Origin of the sequence: Pueribacillus theae (genome assembly GCF_003097615.1) — a bacterium.
In the GTDB taxonomy this organism is placed as follows: domain Bacteria; phylum Bacillota; class Bacilli; order Bacillales; family UBA6769; genus Pueribacillus; species Pueribacillus theae.
Map to the genome: position 1 here is coordinate 25,084 of NZ_QCZG01000009.1, position 24,231 is coordinate 49,314.

General features: G+C 40.1%; 28 protein-coding genes. All 28 read right to left on the minus strand.

What is annotated here, in order from left to right; translation table 11 throughout:
* Window positions 1-79 precede the first annotated feature (79 nt).
* A complete protein-coding gene (trpA, locus tag DCC39_RS06060) occupies window positions 80-910 on the minus strand; it encodes a tryptophan synthase subunit alpha (protein ID WP_116554069.1) in 831 nt (276 codons plus the stop codon).
* Window positions 910-2,103 carry a tryptophan synthase subunit beta gene (trpB, locus tag DCC39_RS06065; protein WP_116553999.1) on the minus strand — a complete coding sequence of 398 codons (1,194 nt, stop codon included), beginning with the start codon at window positions 2,101-2,103 and terminating at the stop codon, window positions 910-912. Before trpB ends, trpA begins: the two co-directional genes overlap by 1 nt.
* Window positions 2,081-2,734, minus strand: a complete 654-nt coding sequence (locus DCC39_RS06070) for a phosphoribosylanthranilate isomerase (RefSeq protein WP_116554000.1) — start codon at window positions 2,732-2,734, stop codon at window positions 2,081-2,083. The genes trpB and DCC39_RS06070 overlap by 23 nt, the downstream gene beginning before the upstream one ends.
* On the minus strand, window positions 2,724-3,503 hold the full coding sequence (gene trpC, locus DCC39_RS06075; RefSeq protein ID WP_116554001.1) for an indole-3-glycerol phosphate synthase TrpC: 780 nt from the start codon (window positions 3,501-3,503) through the stop codon (window positions 2,724-2,726). The genes DCC39_RS06070 and trpC overlap by 11 nt, the downstream gene beginning before the upstream one ends.
* Window positions 3,496-4,518 carry an anthranilate phosphoribosyltransferase gene (gene trpD / locus DCC39_RS06080; protein ID WP_116554002.1) on the minus strand — a complete coding sequence of 341 codons (1,023 nt, stop codon included), beginning with the start codon at window positions 4,516-4,518 and terminating at the stop codon, window positions 3,496-3,498. Before trpD ends, trpC begins: the two co-directional genes overlap by 8 nt.
* The gene (trpE, locus tag DCC39_RS06085; RefSeq protein WP_116554003.1) at window positions 4,511-6,040 is read right to left on the minus strand and encodes an anthranilate synthase component I; all 1,530 of its coding nucleotides are present in this window, start codon (window positions 6,038-6,040) and stop codon (window positions 4,511-4,513) included. Before trpE ends, trpD begins: the two co-directional genes overlap by 8 nt.
* A gap of 248 nt (window positions 6,041-6,288) precedes the next feature.
* Window positions 6,289-6,651 carry a chorismate mutase gene (gene aroH, locus DCC39_RS06090; RefSeq protein ID WP_116554004.1) on the minus strand — a complete coding sequence of 121 codons (363 nt, stop codon included), beginning with the start codon at window positions 6,649-6,651 and terminating at the stop codon, window positions 6,289-6,291.
* The gene (aroB, locus tag DCC39_RS06095) at window positions 6,652-7,740 is read right to left on the minus strand and encodes a 3-dehydroquinate synthase (protein ID WP_116554070.1); all 1,089 of its coding nucleotides are present in this window, start codon (window positions 7,738-7,740) and stop codon (window positions 6,652-6,654) included.
* Window positions 7,741-7,742: 2 nt separating this feature from the next.
* Complete coding sequence (aroC, locus tag DCC39_RS06100; protein WP_116554005.1) at window positions 7,743-8,915, minus strand: chorismate synthase; 1,173 nt, start codon at window positions 8,913-8,915, stop codon at window positions 7,743-7,745.
* 97 nt (window positions 8,916-9,012) lie between these two features.
* Window positions 9,013-9,786, minus strand: a complete 774-nt coding sequence (locus DCC39_RS06105; protein ID WP_116554006.1) for a CheR family methyltransferase — start codon at window positions 9,784-9,786, stop codon at window positions 9,013-9,015.
* Between the two features lie 73 nt (window positions 9,787-9,859).
* The gene (gene ndk / locus DCC39_RS06110) at window positions 9,860-10,303 is read right to left on the minus strand and encodes a nucleoside-diphosphate kinase (protein ID WP_116554007.1); all 444 of its coding nucleotides are present in this window, start codon (window positions 10,301-10,303) and stop codon (window positions 9,860-9,862) included.
* An 88-nt stretch (window positions 10,304-10,391) separates the two neighbouring features.
* Window positions 10,392-11,360 (minus strand): heptaprenyl diphosphate synthase component II, encoded by a 969-nt coding sequence (gene hepT, locus DCC39_RS06115; RefSeq protein WP_116554008.1) that lies wholly within the window; start codon window positions 11,358-11,360, stop codon window positions 10,392-10,394.
* A 19-nt stretch (window positions 11,361-11,379) separates the two neighbouring features.
* On the minus strand, window positions 11,380-12,087 hold the full coding sequence (locus DCC39_RS06120; RefSeq protein WP_116554009.1) for a demethylmenaquinone methyltransferase: 708 nt from the start codon (window positions 12,085-12,087) through the stop codon (window positions 11,380-11,382).
* A 25-nt stretch (window positions 12,088-12,112) separates the two neighbouring features.
* Window positions 12,113-12,925 (minus strand): heptaprenyl diphosphate synthase component 1, encoded by an 813-nt coding sequence (locus tag DCC39_RS06125; protein ID WP_116554010.1) that lies wholly within the window; start codon window positions 12,923-12,925, stop codon window positions 12,113-12,115.
* A 112-nt stretch (window positions 12,926-13,037) separates the two neighbouring features.
* The gene (mtrB, locus tag DCC39_RS06130) at window positions 13,038-13,253 is read right to left on the minus strand and encodes a trp RNA-binding attenuation protein MtrB (RefSeq protein ID WP_116554011.1); all 216 of its coding nucleotides are present in this window, start codon (window positions 13,251-13,253) and stop codon (window positions 13,038-13,040) included.
* Window positions 13,254-13,266: 13 nt separating this feature from the next.
* Window positions 13,267-13,836 (minus strand): GTP cyclohydrolase I FolE, encoded by a 570-nt coding sequence (gene folE, locus DCC39_RS06135; protein WP_116554012.1) that lies wholly within the window; start codon window positions 13,834-13,836, stop codon window positions 13,267-13,269.
* Window positions 13,837-13,984: 148 nt separating this feature from the next.
* On the minus strand, window positions 13,985-14,257 hold the full coding sequence (locus DCC39_RS06140; RefSeq protein ID WP_116554013.1) for an HU family DNA-binding protein: 273 nt from the start codon (window positions 14,255-14,257) through the stop codon (window positions 13,985-13,987).
* Between the two features lie 268 nt (window positions 14,258-14,525).
* On the minus strand, window positions 14,526-16,004 hold the full coding sequence (spoIVA, locus tag DCC39_RS06145) for a stage IV sporulation protein A (RefSeq protein WP_116554014.1): 1,479 nt from the start codon (window positions 16,002-16,004) through the stop codon (window positions 14,526-14,528).
* 255 nt (window positions 16,005-16,259) lie between these two features.
* A complete protein-coding gene (locus tag DCC39_RS06150) occupies window positions 16,260-16,985 on the minus strand; it encodes a hypothetical protein (RefSeq protein WP_407071838.1) in 726 nt (241 codons plus the stop codon).
* Between the two features lie 22 nt (window positions 16,986-17,007).
* Complete coding sequence (locus DCC39_RS06155; RefSeq protein WP_116554015.1) at window positions 17,008-17,208, minus strand: DUF2768 domain-containing protein; 201 nt, start codon at window positions 17,206-17,208, stop codon at window positions 17,008-17,010.
* A gap of 338 nt (window positions 17,209-17,546) precedes the next feature.
* On the minus strand, window positions 17,547-17,801 hold the full coding sequence (locus tag DCC39_RS06160; RefSeq protein ID WP_116554016.1) for a stage VI sporulation protein F: 255 nt from the start codon (window positions 17,799-17,801) through the stop codon (window positions 17,547-17,549).
* Window positions 17,802-17,873: 72 nt separating this feature from the next.
* On the minus strand, window positions 17,874-18,935 hold the full coding sequence (locus DCC39_RS06165) for an NAD(P)H-dependent glycerol-3-phosphate dehydrogenase (protein WP_116554017.1): 1,062 nt from the start codon (window positions 18,933-18,935) through the stop codon (window positions 17,874-17,876).
* Complete coding sequence (gene plsY / locus DCC39_RS06170; RefSeq protein ID WP_116554018.1) at window positions 18,932-19,549, minus strand: glycerol-3-phosphate 1-O-acyltransferase PlsY; 618 nt, start codon at window positions 19,547-19,549, stop codon at window positions 18,932-18,934. Before plsY ends, DCC39_RS06165 begins: the two co-directional genes overlap by 4 nt.
* 11 nt (window positions 19,550-19,560) lie before the next feature.
* Complete coding sequence (der, locus tag DCC39_RS06175; RefSeq protein ID WP_116554019.1) at window positions 19,561-20,874, minus strand: ribosome biogenesis GTPase Der; 1,314 nt, start codon at window positions 20,872-20,874, stop codon at window positions 19,561-19,563.
* A 148-nt stretch (window positions 20,875-21,022) separates the two neighbouring features.
* Entirely contained in the window at window positions 21,023-21,628 is a 606-nt protein-coding gene (locus tag DCC39_RS06180) for a YphA family membrane protein (RefSeq protein WP_116554020.1), read from the minus strand.
* Window positions 21,629-21,835 (minus strand): hypothetical protein, encoded by a 207-nt coding sequence (locus tag DCC39_RS06185; RefSeq protein WP_116554021.1) that lies wholly within the window; start codon window positions 21,833-21,835, stop codon window positions 21,629-21,631.
* 58 nt (window positions 21,836-21,893) lie between these two features.
* Window positions 21,894-23,000 (minus strand): RNA-guided endonuclease TnpB family protein, encoded by a 1,107-nt coding sequence (locus DCC39_RS06190; protein ID WP_116554022.1) that lies wholly within the window; start codon window positions 22,998-23,000, stop codon window positions 21,894-21,896.
* Between the two features lie 179 nt (window positions 23,001-23,179).
* On the minus strand, window positions 23,180-24,226 hold the full coding sequence (fni, locus tag DCC39_RS06195) for a type 2 isopentenyl-diphosphate Delta-isomerase (protein WP_116554023.1): 1,047 nt from the start codon (window positions 24,224-24,226) through the stop codon (window positions 23,180-23,182).
* Between the last annotated feature and the right edge of the window lie 5 nt (window positions 24,227-24,231).

A 24,231-nucleotide genomic window follows, 5' to 3' on the forward strand; every position in this document is an offset into this window, starting at 1 on the left:
TACTCCCGCGGTTACGATTTACTTTTCCGAGAAGCGGGTTTTCCTCAAGGGCAAAATCGCCCCCGCTAAAATTCATTGATCAGCGCCGGTCATTAACTAAGCGTCGATTAGGTTCCGTAAGCGAACAAACGTATTGGAACACCTCTTCCAGTGCTTCCATTCTCGTTTCCTCTTTAAGCAGTTTATTTTCCCGCTCACCAATTTGTTTTACAATTGCACTCCCAACAATAACGCCGTCGCAATGATCTTTCAACTGTTCAATTTGCTCTGGCTGGGAAACACCGAAACCGACGGCTACAGGAATCTTTGCATACTTTCTTACATTGGTTAAAAAGGTGTACACAGATGGATGAAATTCACTTCTCGTTCCTGTCACTCCTAGTGATGACACACAATATAGAAACCCTTGGGCTTCACTCACAATTTCCTTTAATCTCACTTCTGAAGTTGTTGGGGCTACGAGTGAAATGTATGTGATATTTTCAGCCTTGCACTTCTTTCTCAATTCTTCACTTTCTTCAAATGGCAAGTCAGGAACGAGTAACCCATCGACGTCATTTTCGCTCATTAACGCAAAAAAGCGTTCTAAACCTAATTGTAGCAAAAGATTATAATAAGTAAATATAACAACAGGGATTTTTAACCCTTTTTTTCGCATGCTGGATACAAGTGTAATCGCTTTTTCGAGTGTCATGCCTTTTTTTAGAGCCCGGGCTGATGCTGCTTGGATAACGGGGCCATCTGCCAATGGATCAGAATACGGGATGCCAAGCTCTATTGCATCGGCACCGGCTGACTCCAATTTCAAAGCGAGTTCAATTGTCGTTTCATTATCTGGGTCACCCGCCACGATAAATGGTATAAATAAATTCTTTTTATTTTCCACATGCTCACTGAACCTCTTATTCATCATGATTTTCCCCCCATTTTCTCCATTAACGTATGAACATCCTTATCGCCGCGCCCTGACAAACAAACGACAATACTTTCGTTTTTGTCCATTTCTTTTGCTCGTTTAAATGCTTCTGCTAATGCATGGGCACTTTCAATCGCAGGTATAATTCCTTCCGTTTGAGACAAAAATTTCAGCGCATTTAGAGCTTCTTCATCTGTTGCGCTCGTATAATGAACCCGGCCGGTCTCAGCCAAATACGCATGTTCAGGCCCGATACCCGGATAGTCCAATCCAGCCGAAATCGAATACGGTTCTTGAATTTGTCCGGCTTCATTTTGAAGCAAGTAAGTCATTGATCCATGAATGACACCGAGCCTGCCTTTCGCAATTGTCGCCGCATGCATTCCTGTTGCAATTCCTTTGCCTGCAGCTTCGACACCGACCAAAGAAACATCGTCCTCAATAAAAGGAAAAAACATGCCAATCGCATTGCTCCCTCCTCCGACACAAGCAACGATGAGATCAGGCAGTTTTCCATCCACTTCCAAAAACTGTTTTTTCGTTTCGTCCCCAATTATCCTTTGAAACTCCCTCACCATCATTGGATAAGGGTGTGGGCCAACGACAGAACCGATTAAATAAAACGTATCTTCAACGTTTGAGACCCAATATCGAATCGCTTCATTTGTTGCATCTTTTAATGTTTTACTTCCTGAAGCAACCGGAACAACCTCCGCTCCTAACAATTGCATGCGAAAAACATTTAACGCCTGTCTCCTCATATCCTCTTCGCCCATAAACACTTTGCATTCCAACCCAAAGCGCGCCGCGACAGTGGCGGATGCCACTCCGTGCTGGCCGGCGCCCGTTTCCGCGACAATTTTATGTTTTCCCATTCGTTTCGCCAGAAGGGCTTGCCCGATTGCGTTATTAATTTTATGTGCGCCTGTGTGGTTTAAATCTTCCCGTTTTAAATAGATTTTTGCCCCGCCCAATTCACTCGTACAGTTCTCAGCATAGGTTAAAGGTGTTGTCCTGCCGGCATATTGATGCAGCTCTTCTTCCAATTGGCTTTTAAATAATTCATCTTGTATGGCATCCTTTAAAGAAGATTCAAGCTCTTCCAATGCTTGCATTAACGTTTCAGGAACAAATTTACCCCCGAATTGTCCAAATCTCCCTTTTTCATTTGGCAATGTAACGCTCATAGGTTTCTACACACTCCTGTAATTGGGTAATTTTATGTTTATCTTTTCGAAAGTTTGTTTCAACACCGCTCGCAAGATCGATTCCATCAGGTTTATATTTCAATAAACTTAATACATTTTCCGCATTAACCCCGCCAGCAATGAAGCAAGGTTTGCCATAAGCGTGGGCCTTTGAAAGATATTTCGGTACGAAGGTCCAGTCGAATGATTCCCCTGTCCCTCCCCATGCTTTTGCCGACTTCTTATCAATTAAAAATCCGTCTACGATGTCTTTATATTGATCGAGAAGCTCAAGCGCATGTTCATGATGGTGAATCACTTTCCAAACGTCTACAGGAAAAAGTCGCTTTATCTGCGCGGCTTCTTCTGGTGATTCCGTTCCGTGGAGCTGAACGACATCAAGAGAAGCGCTGTCTACCGCTTCTCTGATCTCGTCAAGCTGTGCATTCACAAACACTCCGGCTTTTTGCTGGTTGGGCTTTAATGTTACTTGCTGGAGCCATGATTTGACTTCCTTCGGCTCTACTTGCCTCTTTGACCGGGCAAAGACAAACCCAATGTATGCCGCGTTGCTGCTTGAAGAGGCAATCAAATCTTCTAATGAATGATTCCCGCATAACTTAACTTTCATTTGCAGCTATACGCTCTTTCTCAAAAAGTTGCCTGATGCCGATTTCAGGGGTTTCTGCTTTCATTAACGCTTCCCCAACCAAAACGCCTTTCGCCCCTTGCCGTTTAACCCTCTCGATGTCTTCACTTGAATGGATGCCGCTTTCACTGATAAAGACCGTGTCTTTCGGAACAAGTTTAGCTATACTGTCTGTCATATCCAATGATGTGTGGAAGGTGCTTAAATTTCGATTATTCACGCCGATCACCTTAGGAACAAAGACGTCTACTAATTGTTTAAGCTCAGCTTCTTCGTGTACTTCAACGAGGCAATCGAGGCCGCATTCGGCCGCATATTGATAAAAGTGATACGTTTTTTCGGGCCCTAAAGCTTTTACAATTAACAAAATAGCATCTGCACCAATTGCCGCACTTTCATCGATTTGACGTTTATCAATAATAAAGTCTTTGCGAAGAATCGGAATGCTTACCGATTGTTTTACTTTTATTAAATCTTCGATTGTCCCTTTGAAAAAAGGGGTATCCGTAAGGACGGATATAGCGTCTGCACCCGCCTTTTCATAAGACAAAGCCACTTCAACAGGATCGATGTTATCATTAATTATCCCTTTTGAAGGAGAGGCTCGTTTAATTTCTGCAATTAAAGCAAGCGAGCGGTTTGGATTTTTCAGAGCATCGACAAATGAACTCCGTTTTACAGTCTCTTCTTTAGGCGGGACGACCATGTTCGCTACCTCTTCTTTTTTTGAAGCTAATATTCTATCAAGCATGAAGCTGAACCTCCTGTGACTTCATTTCTTCAAGTTTGCGATAAGCAGCTCCGCTTCCAATAATTTTTCGCGCTTCGTGCACGCCTTCTGCAATCGTTCCGGCTCTCCCCACTGTATACAACGCAGCACCAGCATTCAAGAGAACAATATTTATTGCCGCTTCCGGTGCATCTCCTTTTAACACACCATCAACTAATTTTGCACTTTCTTCTACAGATGCGACCGTAATGTCTTCATTCGAAGCTCTCTTTAAGCCGACTTGTTCAGGGCTTATTGTAAAATGGGAAATTTCTCCATTTTTTAGTTCAATGATGTCTGTTTCGGAAGAAATGGAACATTCATCAAGCCCATCGCGCCCTGTAACAAGAAGCGCACGCTTCGTCCCTAACCGTTTTAATGATTGTACCATTCTGTCTGCAAGCTGTCTGTCATAAACTCCCAATAATTGATGGCTGCTTTTCGCAGGATTCGTCATTGGCCCTAAAATATTAAATACGGTGCGAAATCCAATTTCTCGCCTTGGAACTACCGCATGCTTCATTGAAGAATGATAGAGTGGCGCAAACAGAAAGCTCATTCGATTTTCCTTTAACTTTCGTGCAGCCTCTTCCGGTGTTGATTGGATAGGGACTCCAAGTTTTTCAAGGACATCTGCGCTTCCGCTTTTTGAAGAAACGGATCGATTCCCGTGTTTAGCAACCGGCACTCCATTTGCCGCAAGGATAAAGGAAACTGTTGTTGAAATGTTGAACGTTGATGCTCCATCTCCGCCTGTTCCGCACGTATCAAGAAGCAGCTTTTCATCATGAACGACGGAGGTCGCATGATTCCTCATCGACCGGACAAAACCTGTAAGCTCGTCAATTGTCGTTTCACGAAGCTTCATAATTGTCAACAGGCTGGCAATTTGGCTTGATGTTGCTCTCCCCGCCATGATTTCATCCATTACTAATTTGGCTTCATTTTCATTAAATGTTTTTCCGTTAATTGCTTGCTGTAAATATTCCTTAAACATGGTTAGCGGCAGCCTCCTTTTTATGAAATAGATTCTCCGCGATTTCAATTGCTTTAATAAGTGCCTTCGCTTTATTTCTAGTTTCTTCCCATTCCCTTTCGGGAACAGAGTCAGCAACAATGCCTGCACCTGCCTGGACATAAGCTTTTTGATCTTTTATAAAAACACTTCTAATCGTTATACAGGAATCAATGTTGCCATCGAAACCAATATATCCAATCGCTCCGCCATAAAGGTTTCTTGCTAATGGTTCAATTTCATGGATAATTTCGACCGCGCGTTTTTTTGGTGAACCGGAAAGCGTTCCCGCCGGAAAAGCCGAAATTAAAGCATCGACAGGCTGGGCATCATCGGCAAGCTTCCCAGTTACTTTTGAAATGATGTGCATAACATGGGAGAATCGGCCGATATACATGAGGTCCGGCACTTGAACCGACCCTTCTTCTGCCACGCGGCCAATGTCTTCTTTCGCCGTATCGACCAGCATGATATGTTCTGCGCGTTCTTTTTTATCGTTCAAAAGTTCCTGTGCCAATTGTTTATCTTCTTCTTCGGTTTTTCCACGATGCCTCGTTCCTGCAATTGGATGAATTTCGATATGCTTTCCGTTAATTTGAACGAGCTTTTCCGGTGAGCTCCCTACAATTTCAAAATCGTCGATTTTCATATAAAATAAGTAAGGGGATGGATTAATGACACGCAGGACACGGTAAATATCTAAACCAGAGACAGTCAAGTCTAGATCGAACCTTTGGGAAATAACTGCTTGAGAAATTTCTCCTTTCGCGATATATGCTTTTACTTTCTCAACCGCATTTAGAAAATCTTGCTTTTCAAAATTTGTCCTCACATGTTCGAAGCTAACTTCACTTGTTTCTTCAGGCATTTGAAACAATGGGAATGGAGCGGCTTCACTTTCCAGCAAACAGTCCATCGTCAGCTTTATTTTCTCTTTTGCAAGGTCGTATTTTAATTTGCGTTTCGTCTCATCATCTTTTTCCTCTACAAAGACGTTGGATACAACAATTAATTCTTTTTGATCATGATCATAGGCAAGGATCATTTCACAAAACGCAAAATGAAATCGGGTAATATTCAGATCGTTTTCCGGATGGGGGTCGATGTTTTTTTCAAATTCCGTAATCCCGTCATGGCTTATGTAGCCAACTCCTCCTCCTGAAAATGGAAGTTGAATGCCAACCGGCTTAGGGTTAAGCATCTTCATTGTGTTGTTCAACGCTTCACGAAAACTGTCGTGCTCAGTGAAGACTTCTCCATTTTTCTTCCTGGCAACAAATCGATTCTCTTCTTCTTTCAGAATTAGAAAAGGATCAATGCCGATAAAAGAATAGCGGGACCATGGCGATTCACTATCTTTACTTTCCAGCAGGAAACAAGCGTTTTCTTTGAGTTTTTGGAAAATTTGAATCGGTGTAATCATATCAAGGAAAAAGCGTTCAAAAACAGGGACGGTAGTGTATGACTTAGATGCATGCAAAAAACTTTGAAAATCTGTGGACATTCTTCTCACCTCACATTAAATTTACGATGTGAGAGGATGAGGAAAAGAAGGGGTAATTTACATGGTAAAGAAACCAAAAAACCCTAAGGCAAAAGAAGGCCTTAGGGTTGTAAATAGCGTATCACAATGATTCCCTCAGCTCTCCTCAACTCTGCTCTCTCATCTCAAACTTCTCTCATCTCAACTAAACAAATTTCCTTTGAAAATCTGTGGAACTAGTCATAGCATAAACGTTCTTCTAAAAAATGTCAACGAGCAAATTCAGGGCGAAGCTGTTTCGCATTCTTCAAGTAAATATGATTGATTTCCTTCTGTTGTTTATCAGTATTCACCGTCATCATGATGCGAATACATTTTGGCAGCGCATTCGGCACATCAATCTCTGTTGCACACATGACCGGAACAAAAGTCCAACCATCAAAAGAACGCAGCGCTCTTGCCGGAAATGCAGCATTTAAGTCAGGAGTCACTGTAATCAATACTTGGGCAACCTGCTCAGGCGAGATGTTGTTTTCTTTGATCATTTGGCCAACGACTTCTTCCGTTGCTGCCAAGATTTCATTTTCATCATTCGCTTCGGTTGTCGTCGCGCCTCTTACTCCTCTTACCATTTACATCTTTCCCCCTTTCGTTTCTTCTTTTAAAAATGCATATAGCGTTTCTTCATCAATCGGAACGCTTTCAACTTCTCCTATTTGCTTTAACAAAACCATATGGATTTGTCCGAATTGGGCTTTTTTATCTTTTTTCATTGTTTCAAGCAATTTTTCAGCAGATAAGCCAGAAGGAATATGAGTCGAAAATCCAAGTGACGCAAGCCAGTTCGTAAATTGATCCACATGAAGTTGATTTCCATAATATTGTTCACTTAATTTCATGGCAAAAACCATGCCAATGGCAACGGCTTCACCGTGGCTCATTTTCCCGTAGCCCAATTCTGCTTCAATGGCATGGCCTAGCGTGTGGCCGAAATTTAGATAAGACCGTACACCTTTTTCGGTTTCATCTTGCGCGACGATTTCCGCTTTGACCGCGATCGCCCTTTTTAAAATGGAAATTAAATCGCTTTTTTTAAGTTCAGCTAAGGAATGAATGGATGTGCTTATGTCATGATACAAGCTTTTGTCCCAAATTAGCCCATGTTTTATAACTTCCGCAAATCCAGACCGCCATTCTGTATCATTTAGCGAATGTAATGTTTCAACATCATAGATGACTGCATCAGGCTGATAAAATGCGCCGATCATATTTTTCCCAAGCGGATGGTTAATGGCAACTTTCCCTCCAACACTGCTATCATGGGCAAGCAATGTTGTCGGCACTTGGATAAAAGAAATTCCTCGCATGTATGTTGCCGCAACGAAGCCGGCCAAATCTCCAACGACACCCCCGCCCAATGCAACAATGCAGGAATGGCGATCAAGCCCGCTTTCAAGCGCTTTTGTTTGGCAATTGAAAAAGTGTTCCATTGATTTTGCTTCTTCGCCGCTCGGAATTGTATGTGTAAAAACGTTATCCTTATCCATCGTGGCCGTAATGTCGTCTAAATATAGCGAAGCAACAGATTCATCTGAAATAATGAGAAAGCTTGAAATCTTTTTTTGCAACGAATCAACCAAGTTGTGAAACTGATGGCGAATTCCACGTCCGATATATAATGGATACTCTTTTGATTCTGTTCGGATTCGCATGTTTTCCATCATTAGAATGTTCTCGCATACTCCATGTATTTTTTGTAATTTTCTCCAATTTCGGATACGCGATCTTCTCCGAATTTATTAAGAAATTCATTCGCCACTTCCCAAGCTACGACGGATTCCGCCACTACGCTGGCTGCCGGGACGGCACAACTGTCGGAACGTTCAATACTTGCGGTAAACGGTTCTTTCGTTTCGATGTCAACACTTTCAAGCGGTTTATAGAGTGTTGGGATAGGTTTCATCACACCTTTGACGACAATAGGCATCCCGTTCGTCATGCCGCCTTCAAAGCCGCCTAAACGATTTGTACGGCGGTTAAATCCATTTTCCTCGTCCCACACAATTTCATCATGAACCTGGCTTCCAAAAAGATATGCCGCCTCAAACCCGATGCCAATTTCCACGCCTTTAAACGCGTTGATGCTCATGATCGCACGGGCAATTTTACCATCAAGTTTCCGGTCATAATGGACATGGCTCCCAAGGCCAATCGGAACTCCTTCAACGACGACTTCCACAATTCCCCCTATAGAATCGCCGTTCTTTTTCGCCTGATCAATCGCTTCGATCATTTTCTTTTCAGCTTCTGGATCCAAACAGCGGACAGGAGATTGTTCTGAACGGGCTTTCAAATCTTCCACTGATTCATAATCAACAGCTTTTGCTTCCACGCCGCCAATGACTAATACGTGGCCGCCCACCTGTATGTTAAACATGGAAAGTATCTTTTTCGCTACGGCCCCTACGGCAACACGAGCCGTTGTTTCCCGTGCAGAAGACCGCTCCAAAATATTTCTCATATCACGATGGCCGTATTTTATCGCACCGTTCAGATCAGCATGTCCCGGGCGGGGTCTAGTAATCACTCGCTTCATTTCTTTTTCTTCTTCTTCGGTAATTGGTTCGGATCCCATAATTTTGGTCCAATGCTTCCAATCGTTATTTTCGATGACTAATGTCAAGGGGGCGCCAGTTGTGAATCCGTGGCGAACACCGCTTTTAATTTGCACTTGGTCTTTCTCTATCACCATTCTTCGTCCGCGGCCATAGCCTTTTTGCCTTCGTGCAAGCTCTTTATTAATATCCTCTGCAATTAAAGGCATTCCCGCCGGCACTCCTTCTATAATTGCAGTGAGCTGTGGCCCGTGTGATTCCCCGGCTGTTAAATAGCGCATGTTGAACACTTCCTTTTCCTTATCTGTGTCTTTAGTGCTTTTATGTACTAAATTATACCATAATCGCTGCCTAAAAAACGGAGAAAAATAAATAAGATTAGACTTTGCGATAAAAAAATGTATCTTCTACCTCAAATCCATAGTTTTGCGGCTGGAATATTTGTTCTGTACTGCCGACGAATAGAACGCCGCCTTTTTTTAAAGCGTTGTTAAATTTACGGTAAAGCTGTTGTTTCGCTTCTTCTGTAAAATAAATTAACACATTGCGGCAAACGATTAAATCAAAGCTTGATTCGTATTGGCTTGTAAAAAGATTTTCCCTTTTGAAGACGATTGCTTTTTTTAGTTCTTCTTTTACGATATATTTTCCTGAATGCTGTTTAACAAAATATTGTTTTTTTATTTGTTCGGGAACTTCCCTTAAAGACTGCTCCGAATAATGGCCCTTTTTTGCTTTTTCGATGGCTCCTGCATCTATGTCCGTAGCTAAAATTGAAATCGCACTGAGCGGTAAATATTTCGTTAAAACCATCGCAAGCGTATACGGTTCTTCGCCTGTTGAACAGGCAGCACTCCATATTTTCATGCTTGAACGATTTTGAAGTAGCCGCGGCAGGATTTTTGTTTCGAGTATGTCCCATCTTTTGTAGTTCCTGAAAAATTCGGAAACGTTTATTGTCATCCGATCAAGAAATTCCGCCTGTAACGAAGTATTATTTTCCATTGCACGGTAAAAGTCATTAAACGAGGAGAAACCTTTCTGTTCTAGAAACGAAGTTAATCTTCTCTTCATTTGCCCTTCTTTATATAATAAAAGATCAATGTTAAATAATTTTTTTATTTGTGCCGTAAATTGTTGATAATCCCCCATTTTTTTGCCTCACACTAAAATTTTATGTAAAGAAGCCAACCTTGTTAAGGTTGGCCGTTAAACTTTTAAAAAGTTAAATCCATTTCGAAATTGTTTTTTCGTAATCATTTATTTCATTTTCATTAAAGAAAAGGTTAATTTCTCTTTCAGCGCTTTCAGGAGAATCAGAACCGTGAATAATATTCATTCCCACTTGAATGCCGAAATCGCCGCGAATTGTACCTATATCTGCTTCGAGCGGATTTGTTGCACCCATCATTTTCCTCGCAGCAGCAATAACATTGTCTCCTTCCCAAACCATCGCAAATACAGGACCGGAAGTGATAAAGTCAACAAGCTCGCCAAAAAAAGGGCGCTCTTTATGTTCATCGTAATGCTGTTCAGCCAGCTCTTGGGAAATCACCATGAGCTTTGCTCCAACTAATTTGTATCCTTTTTTCTCAAAACGGGATACAATCTCACCGACTAAATTTCGTTGAACACCATCAGGTTTTACCATTAGAAACGTTTTTTCCACAAAATCTCCTCACTTTTTCCAAAAAAATAAATAAAACGACTGAAACAAATATACTTTATCAAATTATTTTATCAAAAACAAACGAATCTCAAAATTTTCGCTTTCCGATGTATTCAGCGATTTTCTCCAGTGATTGCCTTGCTTTGCAAGCCGGAAGATTTGATAGCTCCAACTGTGCTTTATGTAAATAGGCATTGCTCATGTTTTCCGAGCATTCAATCGCGCCGGAAGATTTAATGAGATGCAATGCTTCATTTAGTTCTTTCTCATTTGTATTCTTATTTTTCAGCGTTGCCGTTATTTTTTCTTTAATATAAGGATCTGACATCGCAAGCAAAGCAGGCAAAGTGACGTTGCCTTGTTTTAAGTCACCGCCGGAAGGTTTTCCAAGCTTTGCTTTTGTCCCAACGAAATCAAGAATATCATCCGTAATTTGGAAAGACATCCCTGCAAAATAACCAAAACGTTCAAGATGCTTCTGTTGGTGTTTGGGCACGTCGCTAACAAGAGCGCCAAGGCGGCAGCTAACAGATATTAATAGGGCTGTTTTCCTTTTTATTCTTCGTAAATAACTGCGTAAATTTTGATCCCAATTAAATTGATCGCGAATTTGTTCAATTTCTCCAATTGTTACTTCTTTAATTGTTTCTGATAACGTAATGTGAGCTTCTTGGGACTCGATGAGGGTAATTCGCTCCAATGCCTTTGCCAAAATATAGTCGCCTGTATACATTGCTGTTTGATTGTTCCATTTCGCTTTTACAGTTGGTTCTCCTCTTCTTAAATCCGCATCATCGATCACATCATCATGGACGAGGGATGCTGTATGTATTAATTCAAGTGCGACAGCCACTTCTTTTATTTTATCAATATGATAGTCTCCAAATTTCCCCGAGAGCAATACGAAAACCGGGCGAAGGCGCTTGCCTCCTGCTTTTAATAATTGTTTCGAGGTTTGGAACAAAATAGGCTCCTCCGTACAGAGTGAAAGCTCCATCTCTTTCTCTATCAATGATAAATCGGCTCGCAATGAAGCATAGATCGTCTTTAAATTCATGATATCCACCTTAGATTAATTACTTTCGTTTATATCCGAGATGCATCGCTGCGACACCACCTGAATATTTTTTAACCCGAATGTTTTCAAGACCGGCCTGTCGAAAAAGATCGCTAAGTTCATTGCTATTAGGAAAATCTTTTGCAGATTCTTGAAGCCATGAATACTCTTGATAACTTTTTGCCAGCCATTTACCTAGAAGCGGCATAATATGTTTAAAATAAAAGTAGTAGGCTTGTCTGAATACGGGTAATGTCGGCTGTGAAGTTTCAAGGCATACAACCGTACCACCGGGCTTTACGACACGCCTCATTTCTTTTAAAACTTGTAAATAATCTGGAACGTTGCGAAGGCCAAAGCCGATTGTAACATAATCAAATGAATCATCTTCGTAGGGGAGATTCATTGCATTTCCTTGGGTTAGTTTAATATTATTATATTTCAACTGATCAACTTTCGCCTGACCTATTTCAAGCATATTTTTGCTGAAGTCTAGTCCGTGTACAGTGCCTTTTTCACCAACAGATTCAGATAACATGATTGTCCAGTCTGCCGTTCCACAGCAAACATCTAATGCTGTCGCACCCTTTTTAACGTTCATTCGTTTCATTGTATCCTTGCGCCACGAAATATGGCGATTAAAACTAATGACCGAGTTCATATAATCATATTTATCTGAAATGTTTTCAAACACCTGATGCACACGTTGTTCTTTTGAAGAGTTCATAACCTTTCCTTCTCCCGAAAGTAAATTATTCGAATAAACTGTTACTAGCCTTAAATAAAGATAACTGTCTTTTGACAATTGAAGAAACGATATCATCCTCGTCATTTTTTAACATGGCTTCTATTTTTTTACAACTTTTGATAATGAGAGAATCGACAGTTTGAACTGCTTTTTTATAAATTTCTTGCGGAAGTAATTCGACATTTTTTTTATTCGAACGATTAGAAGTGAATTGCCGGCCAAACAAATGGATCCACAACGAGAAAAGGCCGTTATCGATTAATTCTTTCTCTTTCATTAAGCGTTTTAAAAGAAAAAACTCATTGATGATTGGAGAGATTTTTTGTCTTCTTACCGCTAATGAAAATTGGTTTAAAATACAACCCTCAATTCTCCATTGAATATGGAGCAACTGTTTAGTATCCAAATTTTCGCCATATAGGAAAAGTGTTTTGAGCTCATTTACCTCTTTTATTCCATCTGCAAGCATACGAATAAGCCGTCGTTCATTAATCAACGAGAGACGCTTATAATACAAACTACTGTAATAATCCCCCGCCAAAACGGTAAGTTGTCGCTCTTTTTGAGAGTTCGAAGTTAAATCAATAAGCAAGACATTGTCATGGATATCTAAAGCGATTTGAACGAGCATTGTACTTAAAATGGTTTCTTGTTTAATGTTGTCATTTTTTTCATTCGAAATCGAACACAAAATCAGTAACTTTTCCTCGTCAATTTTCGGTGGTTCAATATATTTTAGCAAATAAGGATGATAGATGGCCTGGCGTATTCTATCTTTCAATTCAGCCGCTTCAATAAAAAGTTCATTGCTGTTCATCGCTAATCCCCTAATCTATATAAAAACATATCGAATGTATTATAGCACATAAATAAGAAAAGCAGGTGTCGATACGGGCAGCTTGTCTGCTTTTCTGTATAGACACCTTACGTTAGTCTTCAGTATCAATGGTTCCATGACTCGTTTGAATGATGGCTTTGCCTCGAATTTTCATTGCTGATGTGTGTTCAGTGAACTGAGCAATCATGACTTCGCCTTTATCGAGTTTTTCAGAATGGTGGAATCGTGTGTCCGATCCTCTCGTTAAGCCAATGACATTAACACCATTTTCTTTCGCTTTTATAACAAAAAAATCTTGTCCATTCATCGCTTTCACCTCGTTATTTTTTAATCATTAAATTTAGAACTTCAGCTCTTGAAGCAGGATCATTCTCAAAGCAACCCCGTACAGCAGAAGTAACAGTGATTGCTCCCGGTTTCTTAATGCCCCTCATTGTCATACACATATGTTCAGCTTCTACAACAACCATCACTCCATGTGGAGACAACGTCTCTACAATCGAATTAGCGACCGTTGAAGTAATCCTTTCCTGAAGCTGCGGCCTGCGTGCCACGCTTTCAACAGCCCGGGCGAGTTTGCTAAGTCCAGTGACTTTTCCATCTTTTGGAATATATGCGACATGAGCTTCTCCAAAAAAAGGAACGAGGTGATGTTCACACATCGAGTAAAACGGTATATTTTTTACAAGAACAAGTTCCTCATGTTCTTCGCCAAAAATCGTTGCAAAATAATCTTTTGGATTTTGATTCAATCCTTGGAAAACTTCCTCATACATGCGTGCCACTCTTTTGGGCGTATCAATAAGGCCTTCTCTATTCGGATCTTCCCCGATCGCTTCAATAATCATTTTTACAGCTTGCTCTATTTTTTCGCTATCAAATCGCGCCATTTTTAATTCCTCCATTCAAAGGAATTTTAGCATAGGCCTTATGTCTACGCAAAGAAAACTTCCTAACGGTTAAAATATTCCTTTAAACTCTTAATTACAAAAAGAAGAGCCGAATAACGACTCTTCTTTGCTGCCCTATGTATATAGTTTATTTAACCGCGTCTTTTAGGGCTTTCCCCGGTTTGAAAGCCGGAACTTTACTTGCCGCAATATCAATCTCCTCACCTGTTTGAGGATTTCTACCTTTACGAGCAGCGCGTTCGCGAACTTCAAAGTTACCAAAGCCGATTAATTGTACTTTTTCACCTTTTTTAAGTGTGTCAGTAATCGCATCAAAAACAGCATCAACCGCTTTTGTAGCATCCTTCTTTGAAATCTCAGTAACTTCTGCTACAGCATTAATTAAATCAGTTTTGTTCATCCTATTCACCTCCTCTCAAAGATTCTGATACTACTTTCATTAACAAAATACGAAAGAATTATACTTGAATGAGTGTTATCAATGCTTAACAACGCTTATAATAAATGAATAACGTGATAAATTCAATGTTTTTATGCTTTTTTTGTTAATTTTTCTAGAAAATTGCTTAATTCCCTCCATAAAAAGGAAAAAAGACTCCTTTTTTTAATGAGGAGTCTTCTGCATACAAGAATATTTAAAAATCGACAGAGGGCTTTAAATCGACGAATTATAATATAATTGCAATTAAGCCGCCTGAACCTTCGTTAATAATTCTCTCAAGCGTTTCTTTTAATTTATATCTGGCATTTTCAGGCATCAACGATAATTTAGCCTGGATTCCTTCTCTGACAAGTGAGTTGAGAGACCTTCCGAAAATATCAGAGTTCCAAATTGAAAGTGGATCTTCTTCAAAATCCTGCATTAAGTATCTTACCAATTCCTCACTTTGTTTTTCAGTGCCGATGATTGGCGCGAATTCCGATTGGACATCCACTTTTATCATGTGTATCGACGGTGCGACAGCTTTAAGCCTTACGCCAAAGCGTGAGCCTTGTCTAATAATCTCCGGTTCGTCCAAACTCATATCATTCAGCGATGGCGCCGCAATGCCGTAACCTGTCTGCTTCACCATCTTCAATGCATCCGATACTTGATCATATTCCGATTTCGCATGGGCGAACTCCTGCATAAGCTGAAGCAGGTGGTCTTTACCCCGTATTTCAACTCCTACAACTTCTTTTAGAATTTGGTCATATAAATCATCCGGTGCATAAAGATCGATTTCCGCAATTCCTTGCCCCATCTCGATCCCCGCCAGCTTCGCATCATCGATGAATTCATAATCTCCAAATTGATTGACGACACGATCGACATCCCGCAGCCGTTTAATATCCTTAACGGTCTCTCTAACAACTTCTTCATAACTTCCCCTTAACCAATGTTCTTCTTTAAGCACCATTACCCAGCTAGGCAGGTTAACATTGACCTCCAAAACCGGAAACTCAAACAATACTTCTTTTAAAACGACATGAATATCTTGTTCAGTCATGTTTTCAACACTTGTCGCAATGACTGGAATATCATACTTTTCGATAAGCGATTTTCTTAATTCGTTCGTATCCGGATGGTGAGGCTGTGCTGAGTTGATAATCATAATAAACGGTTTACCAACTTCCTTAAGCTCATTAACGACCCTTTCTTCCGGTTCAATATATTCTTCTCTTGGAAGCTCGCCAATCGAACCATCGGTTGTTACGACAACCCCCAATGTTGAGTGCTCTTGAATCACTTTTCGTGTTCCAATTTCAGAAGCCTCTTGGAAAGGAATGGGTTCATCATACCAAGGGGTATTAATCATTCTAGGGCCAGATTCATCTTCATAGCCCTTAGCGCTTGGTACCGCGTAACCTACGCAATCAACTAGTCTAATATTCACATCAAGACCTTCATCAACATTGATTGAAACGGCGTTATTCGGGACAAACTTTGGCTCTGTCGTCATAATTGTTCTGCCGGCAGCACTTTGCGGAAGTTCGTCCTGTGCTCTTACTTTATCCGCCTCATTTTCAATATTTGGAAGGACGACCAGTTCCATAAATTTTTTTATGAAAGTGGATTTTCCAGTTCTCACAGGGCCAACGACACCAAGATAAATATCACCTCCTGTGCGTTCAGCTATATCTTTAAAGATATCTACTCTTTCCATTTCATCCCCTCCGCAGTCAATATATTTGGGACATAACATTTTTTAATTTATCACCAGATCTGTTAGTACATTATATTTCTATGATGTTGTCCAAAAGATATGACATCTTCGTTTAAAAGATTCGTTATCATTAAAAAGAATGGATCCCCTGAATTTCAGCGATTTTCAACACAAAAAAACCTCCCTTTTTTACTTTTATTAAAACATGGGAGGAATCATGCCTATTATTTACGAGACCGACTACATTTTTTATAGTTATTTTGTTAGAAAAACAGGTTCCCCATCTTTAACTGTGTAAGGAACAGAAAAAACAGGAACAAACGGAGAATGTTTTACAAGTATATCCCGTATATCTTCGCCTTCTTGAAATTTATCATCATATTCCTGTAAAAATTGATACAGATCTTGCGAATAGTCCACAAATAGTTCACCTTGCCCGTTTATGATAAACGGTAAATGGTTGCCTGTAATCGGACTTTTCACTTGAGGGGTGGAATCGAATCCAAGTTCTTTATGGTTCAATTGAAAGATATTATCATCGATTATTTTTTCATAAGGCGGATATTTATTTTCTCGCTTATATTGATTAATTTGAAATTGGTAGTTCCGTATTTCTTCAACAATCCTTAAATCAATGAGCTTAACCGTTGGATTCGTTTCAACATCAACAAGTACATATTGAAAAACCCCACCATTTTCAAATGAATTTCCCGGCGGCTCCTGTATGTAGCGAGGGATTAACCGATTAAAATCGATCGGATACTTTTGGTAAATAGGTGTGCCCTCATCACGATTCAAAATTGGCAAAACACCTTGGGAATTTTGATATTCATCGACTGCTTTCTGAACCGCTGACAATTGATCTTCATAAGGAGTTTGGTTTTCTGCTTTACGATCTTCTGGGTAAAGGCAGCCTGATAAACAAAAGCTAAACATAATGGTTAAAATGATAAAGCCGACTTTCTTACGCAACGATATCATATCCTTTAAATCAATCGATTTGTTATTCTGGCACCGGTCCGCTAAATACAACGATAAATATAATCAATCCTGCTGTGATCATACACAAATAGGCAAAGGCAGAAACGATAACTTTTAGAACGCCTTTAAGCTTGTCCCTGCTAATCATAATCGTAAAAACAGCAATAAACATTAATGCAATTGCAACAAAAGAAACCCACATTTTCATTAATCCTGGTGACATCACTCATGCCTCCTCAAATTTTTCCCTCAACATTATAACACATCTATTGTAGAAGTGAGAGGTAGAGGTTGAAATTGTGGAAATCGGCCATATAGCCGATTTCGTTTGTTTTAGAAGTTAGAAATTAGTCTATTCATCATCTTAGAAAAACGCTGACGCGTCTTTCTTAGGAAGTCAGGGGTCAGAAGCCAGATTGAAAAAAAGCTGAAGCAAAGGGGCGCCTTTCTTCAGCTTGCTTGACTAAACCGTTTCATTTGAAAACAGCTATATCTTTCTTGCATTATTATTCTATGCCAATCGCGAAAGTCCGCATCATTGATTCGCCTATTTGGCGGTATTTATTTTTTATTTATCATTTTAGCTAACTGGGATAAATCAGCAGGCATATTGTTATTTACGATTGCATCCACAATCTTGTCTTCTTTTTCTTTTGATACTGGAACATTTGCGAGCCTGGCTACGTCTGCAATCAGTTTTCGTACCGTTCTTTCATCTTTGAAATTGGCGTTGCTAACTGAGTTTGCTAGTTTAAAAATGTCTTCTTTCTTTACATTTGTTTTCTTTTCAATATTATCAAAGAAGTTTTGATTCAATGTATGGTCCACCTCCCGCTAGAGAACTTAAAATATTTTATGCGGGGGGACACACTTCGTGAATCCATTCTTTCACTGGTTATTTTCTTTCGATTGATCCATGAGCTGTGTCGCAAATACTGATGTTAGATCTTCAACCTCATGAGTACGGTCTCTCTTCATCAGATCGTCAACAGCATGTTTAGGGTTTTTATTTTTGAATAGCACTTTGTATAGTTCGGAAGTGATTGGCATACTGACACCGTATCTTTCCGCCAATTGGGATGCGGCCAATGTCGTTCTAACCCCTTCAACCGCCATCCCCATCCCACTCAGTACTTCATCTAGCTTCTTGCCTTGTCCAATGGCATAGCCAGCCCGCCAGTTGCGGCTATGGGTACTTGTGCACGTCACAATTAAATCGCCAATCCCTGTTAAACCCGCAAATGTTAAAGGGTTTGCCCCGAGTTGCCCGCCCAAGCGCGTAATTTCCGCCAGACCTCTCGTCATAAGCGCTGCTTTGGAATTATCCCCATGCCCAAGGCCATCAGAAATACCCGCACCAAGCGCAATAATATTTTTTAGTGCCCCGCCTATTTCCACACCGATAATGTCTTGATTTGTATAGACTCTAAAGTAGTTATTAATAAATAAATCTTGAGCATCCTCGCATGCTTGTTTATCCTTTGATGAGACTGTTACCGTTGTAGGCTGCCGCAAACTTACTTCCTCAGCATGGCTTGGCCCCGATAAAACAACGACGGATTTTAAGTGCTTCTCTTCAACTTCTTCTTCGATAATTTCGGAAATCCTTTTCAGGCTATCTGGTTCAATCCCCTTGCTTGCGTGTATGATCGTAACCGGGTTTTGCAGCTTTTCATTTAACTTTGGCAATACTTCACGCATTGATAATGTCGGTGTAACAAGTACAATAGTGTCAACCCCGTTTATAACGTCTTCCATTTTCGTGTTCGCTGTAATATTTTCCGGCAGGTTAATCCCGGGTAAATATTTCTTGTTCGTTTTTTGCCCGGTTATTTCTAATGCTTGTTCGGGGCGGCGAGTCCATACACTTACATTGTACCCATTATCGGCTAATACGATCGCAAGTGCTGTTCCCCAGCTTCCGGCTCCAAGTACCGCAATTTTTTTCATGAATTATTCACATCCTCAATTCCATGTTTTTCTCCTATTTTACTTTCTTTGCCTTGAACAAGCTTTTTAAGGTTCGTTCGGTGCCTCCATAAAGACAAAATTGTGATCACTAAAGCAATATAAAAAAATGAAATGGGATGATTGCCTATTAATAAAATAAAAAAAGGCGTTAATCCAGTATAAACTAAAGAACCAAGTGAAACATATCGTGTAATAAGGATAAGAAGAATGGCGATAACACCTGCAAGAAGGGAAGGAATTGGCACCAGTGTAAACAATACGCCAATGGTTGTTGCGATTCCTTTGCCGCCTCGAAAACCAAAAAAGACAGGCCAATTATGCCCGATTACAGCAAATAATCCCGCCAAAAAAGGAACCCAGGCTTCTCCACCAATTCCATGACTTATAAGAACAGCAGCTACCCCTTTTAAAATATCTAATATAAGAACTATAATGGCAGGCCCTTTGCCTAACACTCGCAGTGTATTTGTTGCCCCAGCATTTCCGCTTCCATATTTTCGAATATCAACTTTTTTATAAATTTTACCTATTAGGTAGCTAAAATTAACGGAACCGAGTAAATATCCAATCAAAATGGAAAAAAAGATAACCATCTTGTGCCCCCTTAATCATTTTTTTTCCGAGCGATAATCCTAATGGGTGTTCCCTTAAACCCGAACGTATCACGAATCCGATTTTCCAAAAAACGTTTGTAAGAAAAATGCAAAAGTTCAGGATCATTCACAAAAACAACAAACGTTGGCGGCTTTACCGATACTTGGGTTGCATAATTTATTTTAAGACGTTTTCCTTTAATCGTCGGTGTAGGATTCATCGCGATTGCGTCCATGATGACATCATTGAGCACGTTCGTTTTTACGCGCAGCGCATGATTTTCTGCAACGGTTTGGATCATTGGAAGGATTGCGTTTAATCTCTGTTTTGTGTGGGCGGATACAAATAGGATCGGCGCATAGCTGATAAATTGAAATTCATCTCGAATCTTTGCTTCAAACTGCTGCATTGTCCGTTCGTCCTTTTCGATTGCATCCCACTTGTTCACGACGATAATTAAAGCTCTTCCTGCTTCATGTGCATAGCCCGCAATTTTTTTATCCTGTTCAATAATGCCTTCTTCCGCATTTAAAATGACAAGAACAACATCAGAGCGCTCAATTGCCCGCAATGCTCTCAACACACTATACTTTTCTGTGGTTTCATATACTTTTCCTCTTTTTCTCATGCCTGCTGTATCAATGATAACGTATTCTTGCCCTTCCTTTTCAAAAGAAGAATCAATCGCGTCCCTTGTTGTACCTGCAATATTGCTTACAATGACTCTTTCTCTTCCAAGGATGCTATTAACCAGTGAGGACTTCCCTACATTCGGCCGGCCGATCAAACTAAAGCAAATGACATTTTCATCATATTCTTCAAGATCAATCGTTGGGAAATGGCTTACTACTTCGTCTAGCATATCACCGACTCCCAATCCGTGGGAGCCTGAAACAGGAATGGGCTCTCCCATACCTAGCGAATAAAATTCATAAGCTTCATTTCGTTTTTCAAAATTATCTATTTTATTAACAACTAATACGACGGGTTTTTTTGAGCGAAATAAAAGTTTGGCTATTTCTTCATCTGCCGATGTGATGCCATCTCTTCCGTTTACAACAAAAATAATGACATCCGCCTCATCGATCGCAATTTCGGCTTGCTGTCTTATTTGAACCAAGAGTGGCTCATCTCCAATGTCAATGCCGCCAGTATCAATAAGATGAAATGTATGGTTTAACCAGTCGCCCGTTCCATAAATCCGGTCTCTGGTTACGCCCGGCATATCTTCAACAATTGAGATGCGTTCTCCTATGATTCGATTAAAAATAGTGGATTTTCCAACATTCGGGCGTCCTACGATGGCTACAACCGGTTTTGGCATTCATTTTCTTCCTTTCTTCTTTTCAATAATACGTTCAAATTTAAACAGCTCTATATAGAAAAACCCTTCAGTTTAGAAGGGAAAGGTTGCGATATCAACTTATTCATATTAACAAAAATACACCCAGTCTTCAAACAAACTTTGCCAATCATATAACATTTCGTTTTTCTTCTTTTAGTTTGTGAACCAGCCGGTCCATAAAGTTTACAAATTGTTTATAGGCGAAAATGAGCATGATGCCAACAATAGCCAGCGTCAAACGAGTTAGAAATCCGTCCGTCCCAATTTCATTATACAATCCAATCTCATTTAGAATAATCCCTAAACCAATCTCTCCAATTGTCGCTGACAGGAATAAATTGATCAATTGATGGTTTAATTTTTTTGAAAAAAAAGTACACATCATAGATAAGTAAACTGCAGCAATGAAGGATAATGAAACAATTAACCATACCGGATCATAAATGGAAAACAAAATTAAAGATATATACCCTAGACTAATCATCAAGCTTGTTAAGCAAAGATAAATTTGAAACACGAATGATTCCGTCACTAAAAGGTAGATGGAAAGACATAAAAAGAAAATGACGCCTCCATTAATCAAGAAATGAAACATAGCGATGTCATAGCTTGAAAAAATTATTGCTAGAAGCGTAATGATTCCTAATCGAATACGCATTTTGTTTTTAGCCATTATCCATGTAATCCAAACCCAGAAAATCCAAGCAACCCAGTAAAAAATAATCTCTTCCATTTATAGCCCACTCATTTTCATTTTTTTTATAAGTGTAGCCATAATAAAAGAAACCCATAAGTGACACCCTCTCTCCATTGAAATAGAGAGCTTTCTTGTGAAAGATCGGTAGCTGCTCACTCCGACAGAGGCACGGATGAAGAAATAGTCGTGCCCGTTGTTCCATTTCTGACCTGTCTTCATTATGACAGCTGAAGGTCGTGCCACAACGACCCTCCTGCATAGGATTATACCTTGCAGGCACCTGGTCTATCGTTCAATTGAACTACACCGCCAGGCTCGTACTTCTTGCGCTTCTTGCGATGTTTTTCGCCGCATTTAAATCGGCATGACAAACATAGCCACATTGTTTGCAATGGAATTTGCTCTTGTAACGGTTCCTTTTGTCCTCATACCCGCAATGAAAACAAGTTTGGCTTGTCTTGTAGGGATCGATATCGGTGACAGGAATGTTATGTTTGGCTGCCTTTTGTTTGATAAACATTTTCAATTGATAAAAAGGCCATGAGTGAATGGTCCGATCAGCTTGTTTCGTTGTTTTACACGTGTTTCGGATATTTTCGAGTTGCTCAATTTGAATCATCGGCTGGTTAAATTGCAAGCAAAATGTGATAAGGTCATGAGCTAACTTGCGGTTGTAGTCCGTTATCCAACGCCTTTCTTTATTCCCGATTTGTTCGATTGCACGCTGTGCTTTCTTTTTACCTAGAGAACGTCTCAGGGATCTAAAATGGCGCCTGATATAACCGACTTCTTTTCCACTGAACCATTGCCGCTTTCCCGGCTCTAACTCCGTTATCACCGCAATATGCCTTAAGCCAAGGTCAATACCAATGGGTGTACGTTGTGTTTCTTTATTTTGTGATGATTGCCCAATGTCACAGGAGATTTCGATGGGGATCGCCACATACCAGTTTCGCCTCCTGCGAAGGAGTTGGATCGTACCGCGAAAGTTTCGATTCAGTTTTGTTAAGTATGGGAAATAGGTGTTCACCCAATCCGTTTCGAGAACAGGCAGATACTTTTTTCCCATACTCGTTGTGAAGCCAAGATACCAGCGGCCTTTTTTGAATTGTGTATCCCAGTTTTGGTTATTAATGCTGATAGGGGTGTTTGCTTTAAAAACGGGGATGGATTTCGCTACTTCCATCTTATAGTCAGATACGGCTTTCTTTGCTCGGCGAATCGCTTCATTTTTGATGGTGCTCTTTAAAGGGAAGGGAACATTTTTGGAGGTAAGTTTCTCGCCATTCAACAAGCGGGTGACACAATCGTTCAGGCAATGAACAAACGTTTTTTGTTCTCGCAGCCACGCTTTGTGTTTCCTTTTTGAAGGTTTCTTTAACTTGACCAAATAGGTGATAGTTGCCATGTTTTCACCTCCTCAAACGGAACGTATGTTTCTATATTTCATTATATGAAAAAGAAAACGGACATGCAAGTGATTTTAAGTCAAAATAAAAAAATAAGGCGATTCATCCCCTCATTGAAATGAAGGGCGTTCTCGCCTAATGTTCGTAAAAAAACTGTCTATTCGATCGAATAGACAGTTTAACGGTTGCTGAATTTACTAGGTTTTATTCCTCTTTCAGTTAACCAATGATGTGTGTTACCGCTAATGACAATAGGAGCTTTTTGTAGAGATTGAATGTCCTTTCTTCCTAGAGCGGTCATGATCATTTTAAGTTCGTTCAATATGTATTCGATTTCTTTGATTAATGATTCCAATCCCTCATTCAATAAAATGTTTAAAAAGAAACCGGCCATCCCACAAGCAGACGCACCGAGAGCGATTGATTTAGCAACTTCCAATCCAGTTTGAATACCTCCAGAAGCAATCACATCGATAAACGGAGAAGTTTGCGTCACTTCCGCAATGGAACTAGCTGTTTGAATTCCCCATTCGTTCATAAAAGTTAACATTCTGTCTCTTCTTTTATTTTCAATTAAAGAAAAATTGGTGCCTCCAAAACCACCGATATCTACGATGTTTACACCGGCATCCAGTAGTTTTTTTGCCGTTTCTTTGCTCATGCCATATCCAACTTCTTTAACAATAAGCGGGATCTCAATATGTTTTGCGATTTTCTCAATGTTTAAAAGGGCATCGCAAAAATCTCGATCCCCTTCTGGCATGACAAGTTCCTGGACGGCATTTACGTGAATTTGGAGTGCATTTGCTTCAATCATCTCGATTGCCTTTTTTGCTTCCTCTACCGTTGCTTCGCTTCCTAGATTGGCGAAGATAACCCCATTTGGGTTTTTATCCCGCATCACTTTATAGGTTCTTTCTTGGAAAGGGTCTTTGATTGCTGCCATTTGAGAACCAACGCCGATCGCAAGATTGCATTCCCGGGCTGCTTCTGCCAGCTGCGAATTGATTTTCTCTGTTCTCCGTCCCCCGCCACCTGTCATCGCATTAATAAAAATTGGCAAACTTAAATCAAGTTCACCAATTTTTGTCGTTAAGTCGATCGTATAAAGCGAAGTCCCTGGCAAACTTTGATGAACGAATGTAACATCATGAAATCCGTGTTCCCGAGACTGACCTGTGGAGAGTGCATATTCGATATGTTCTTTTTTTCTTTTTTCTCTCATGCTTT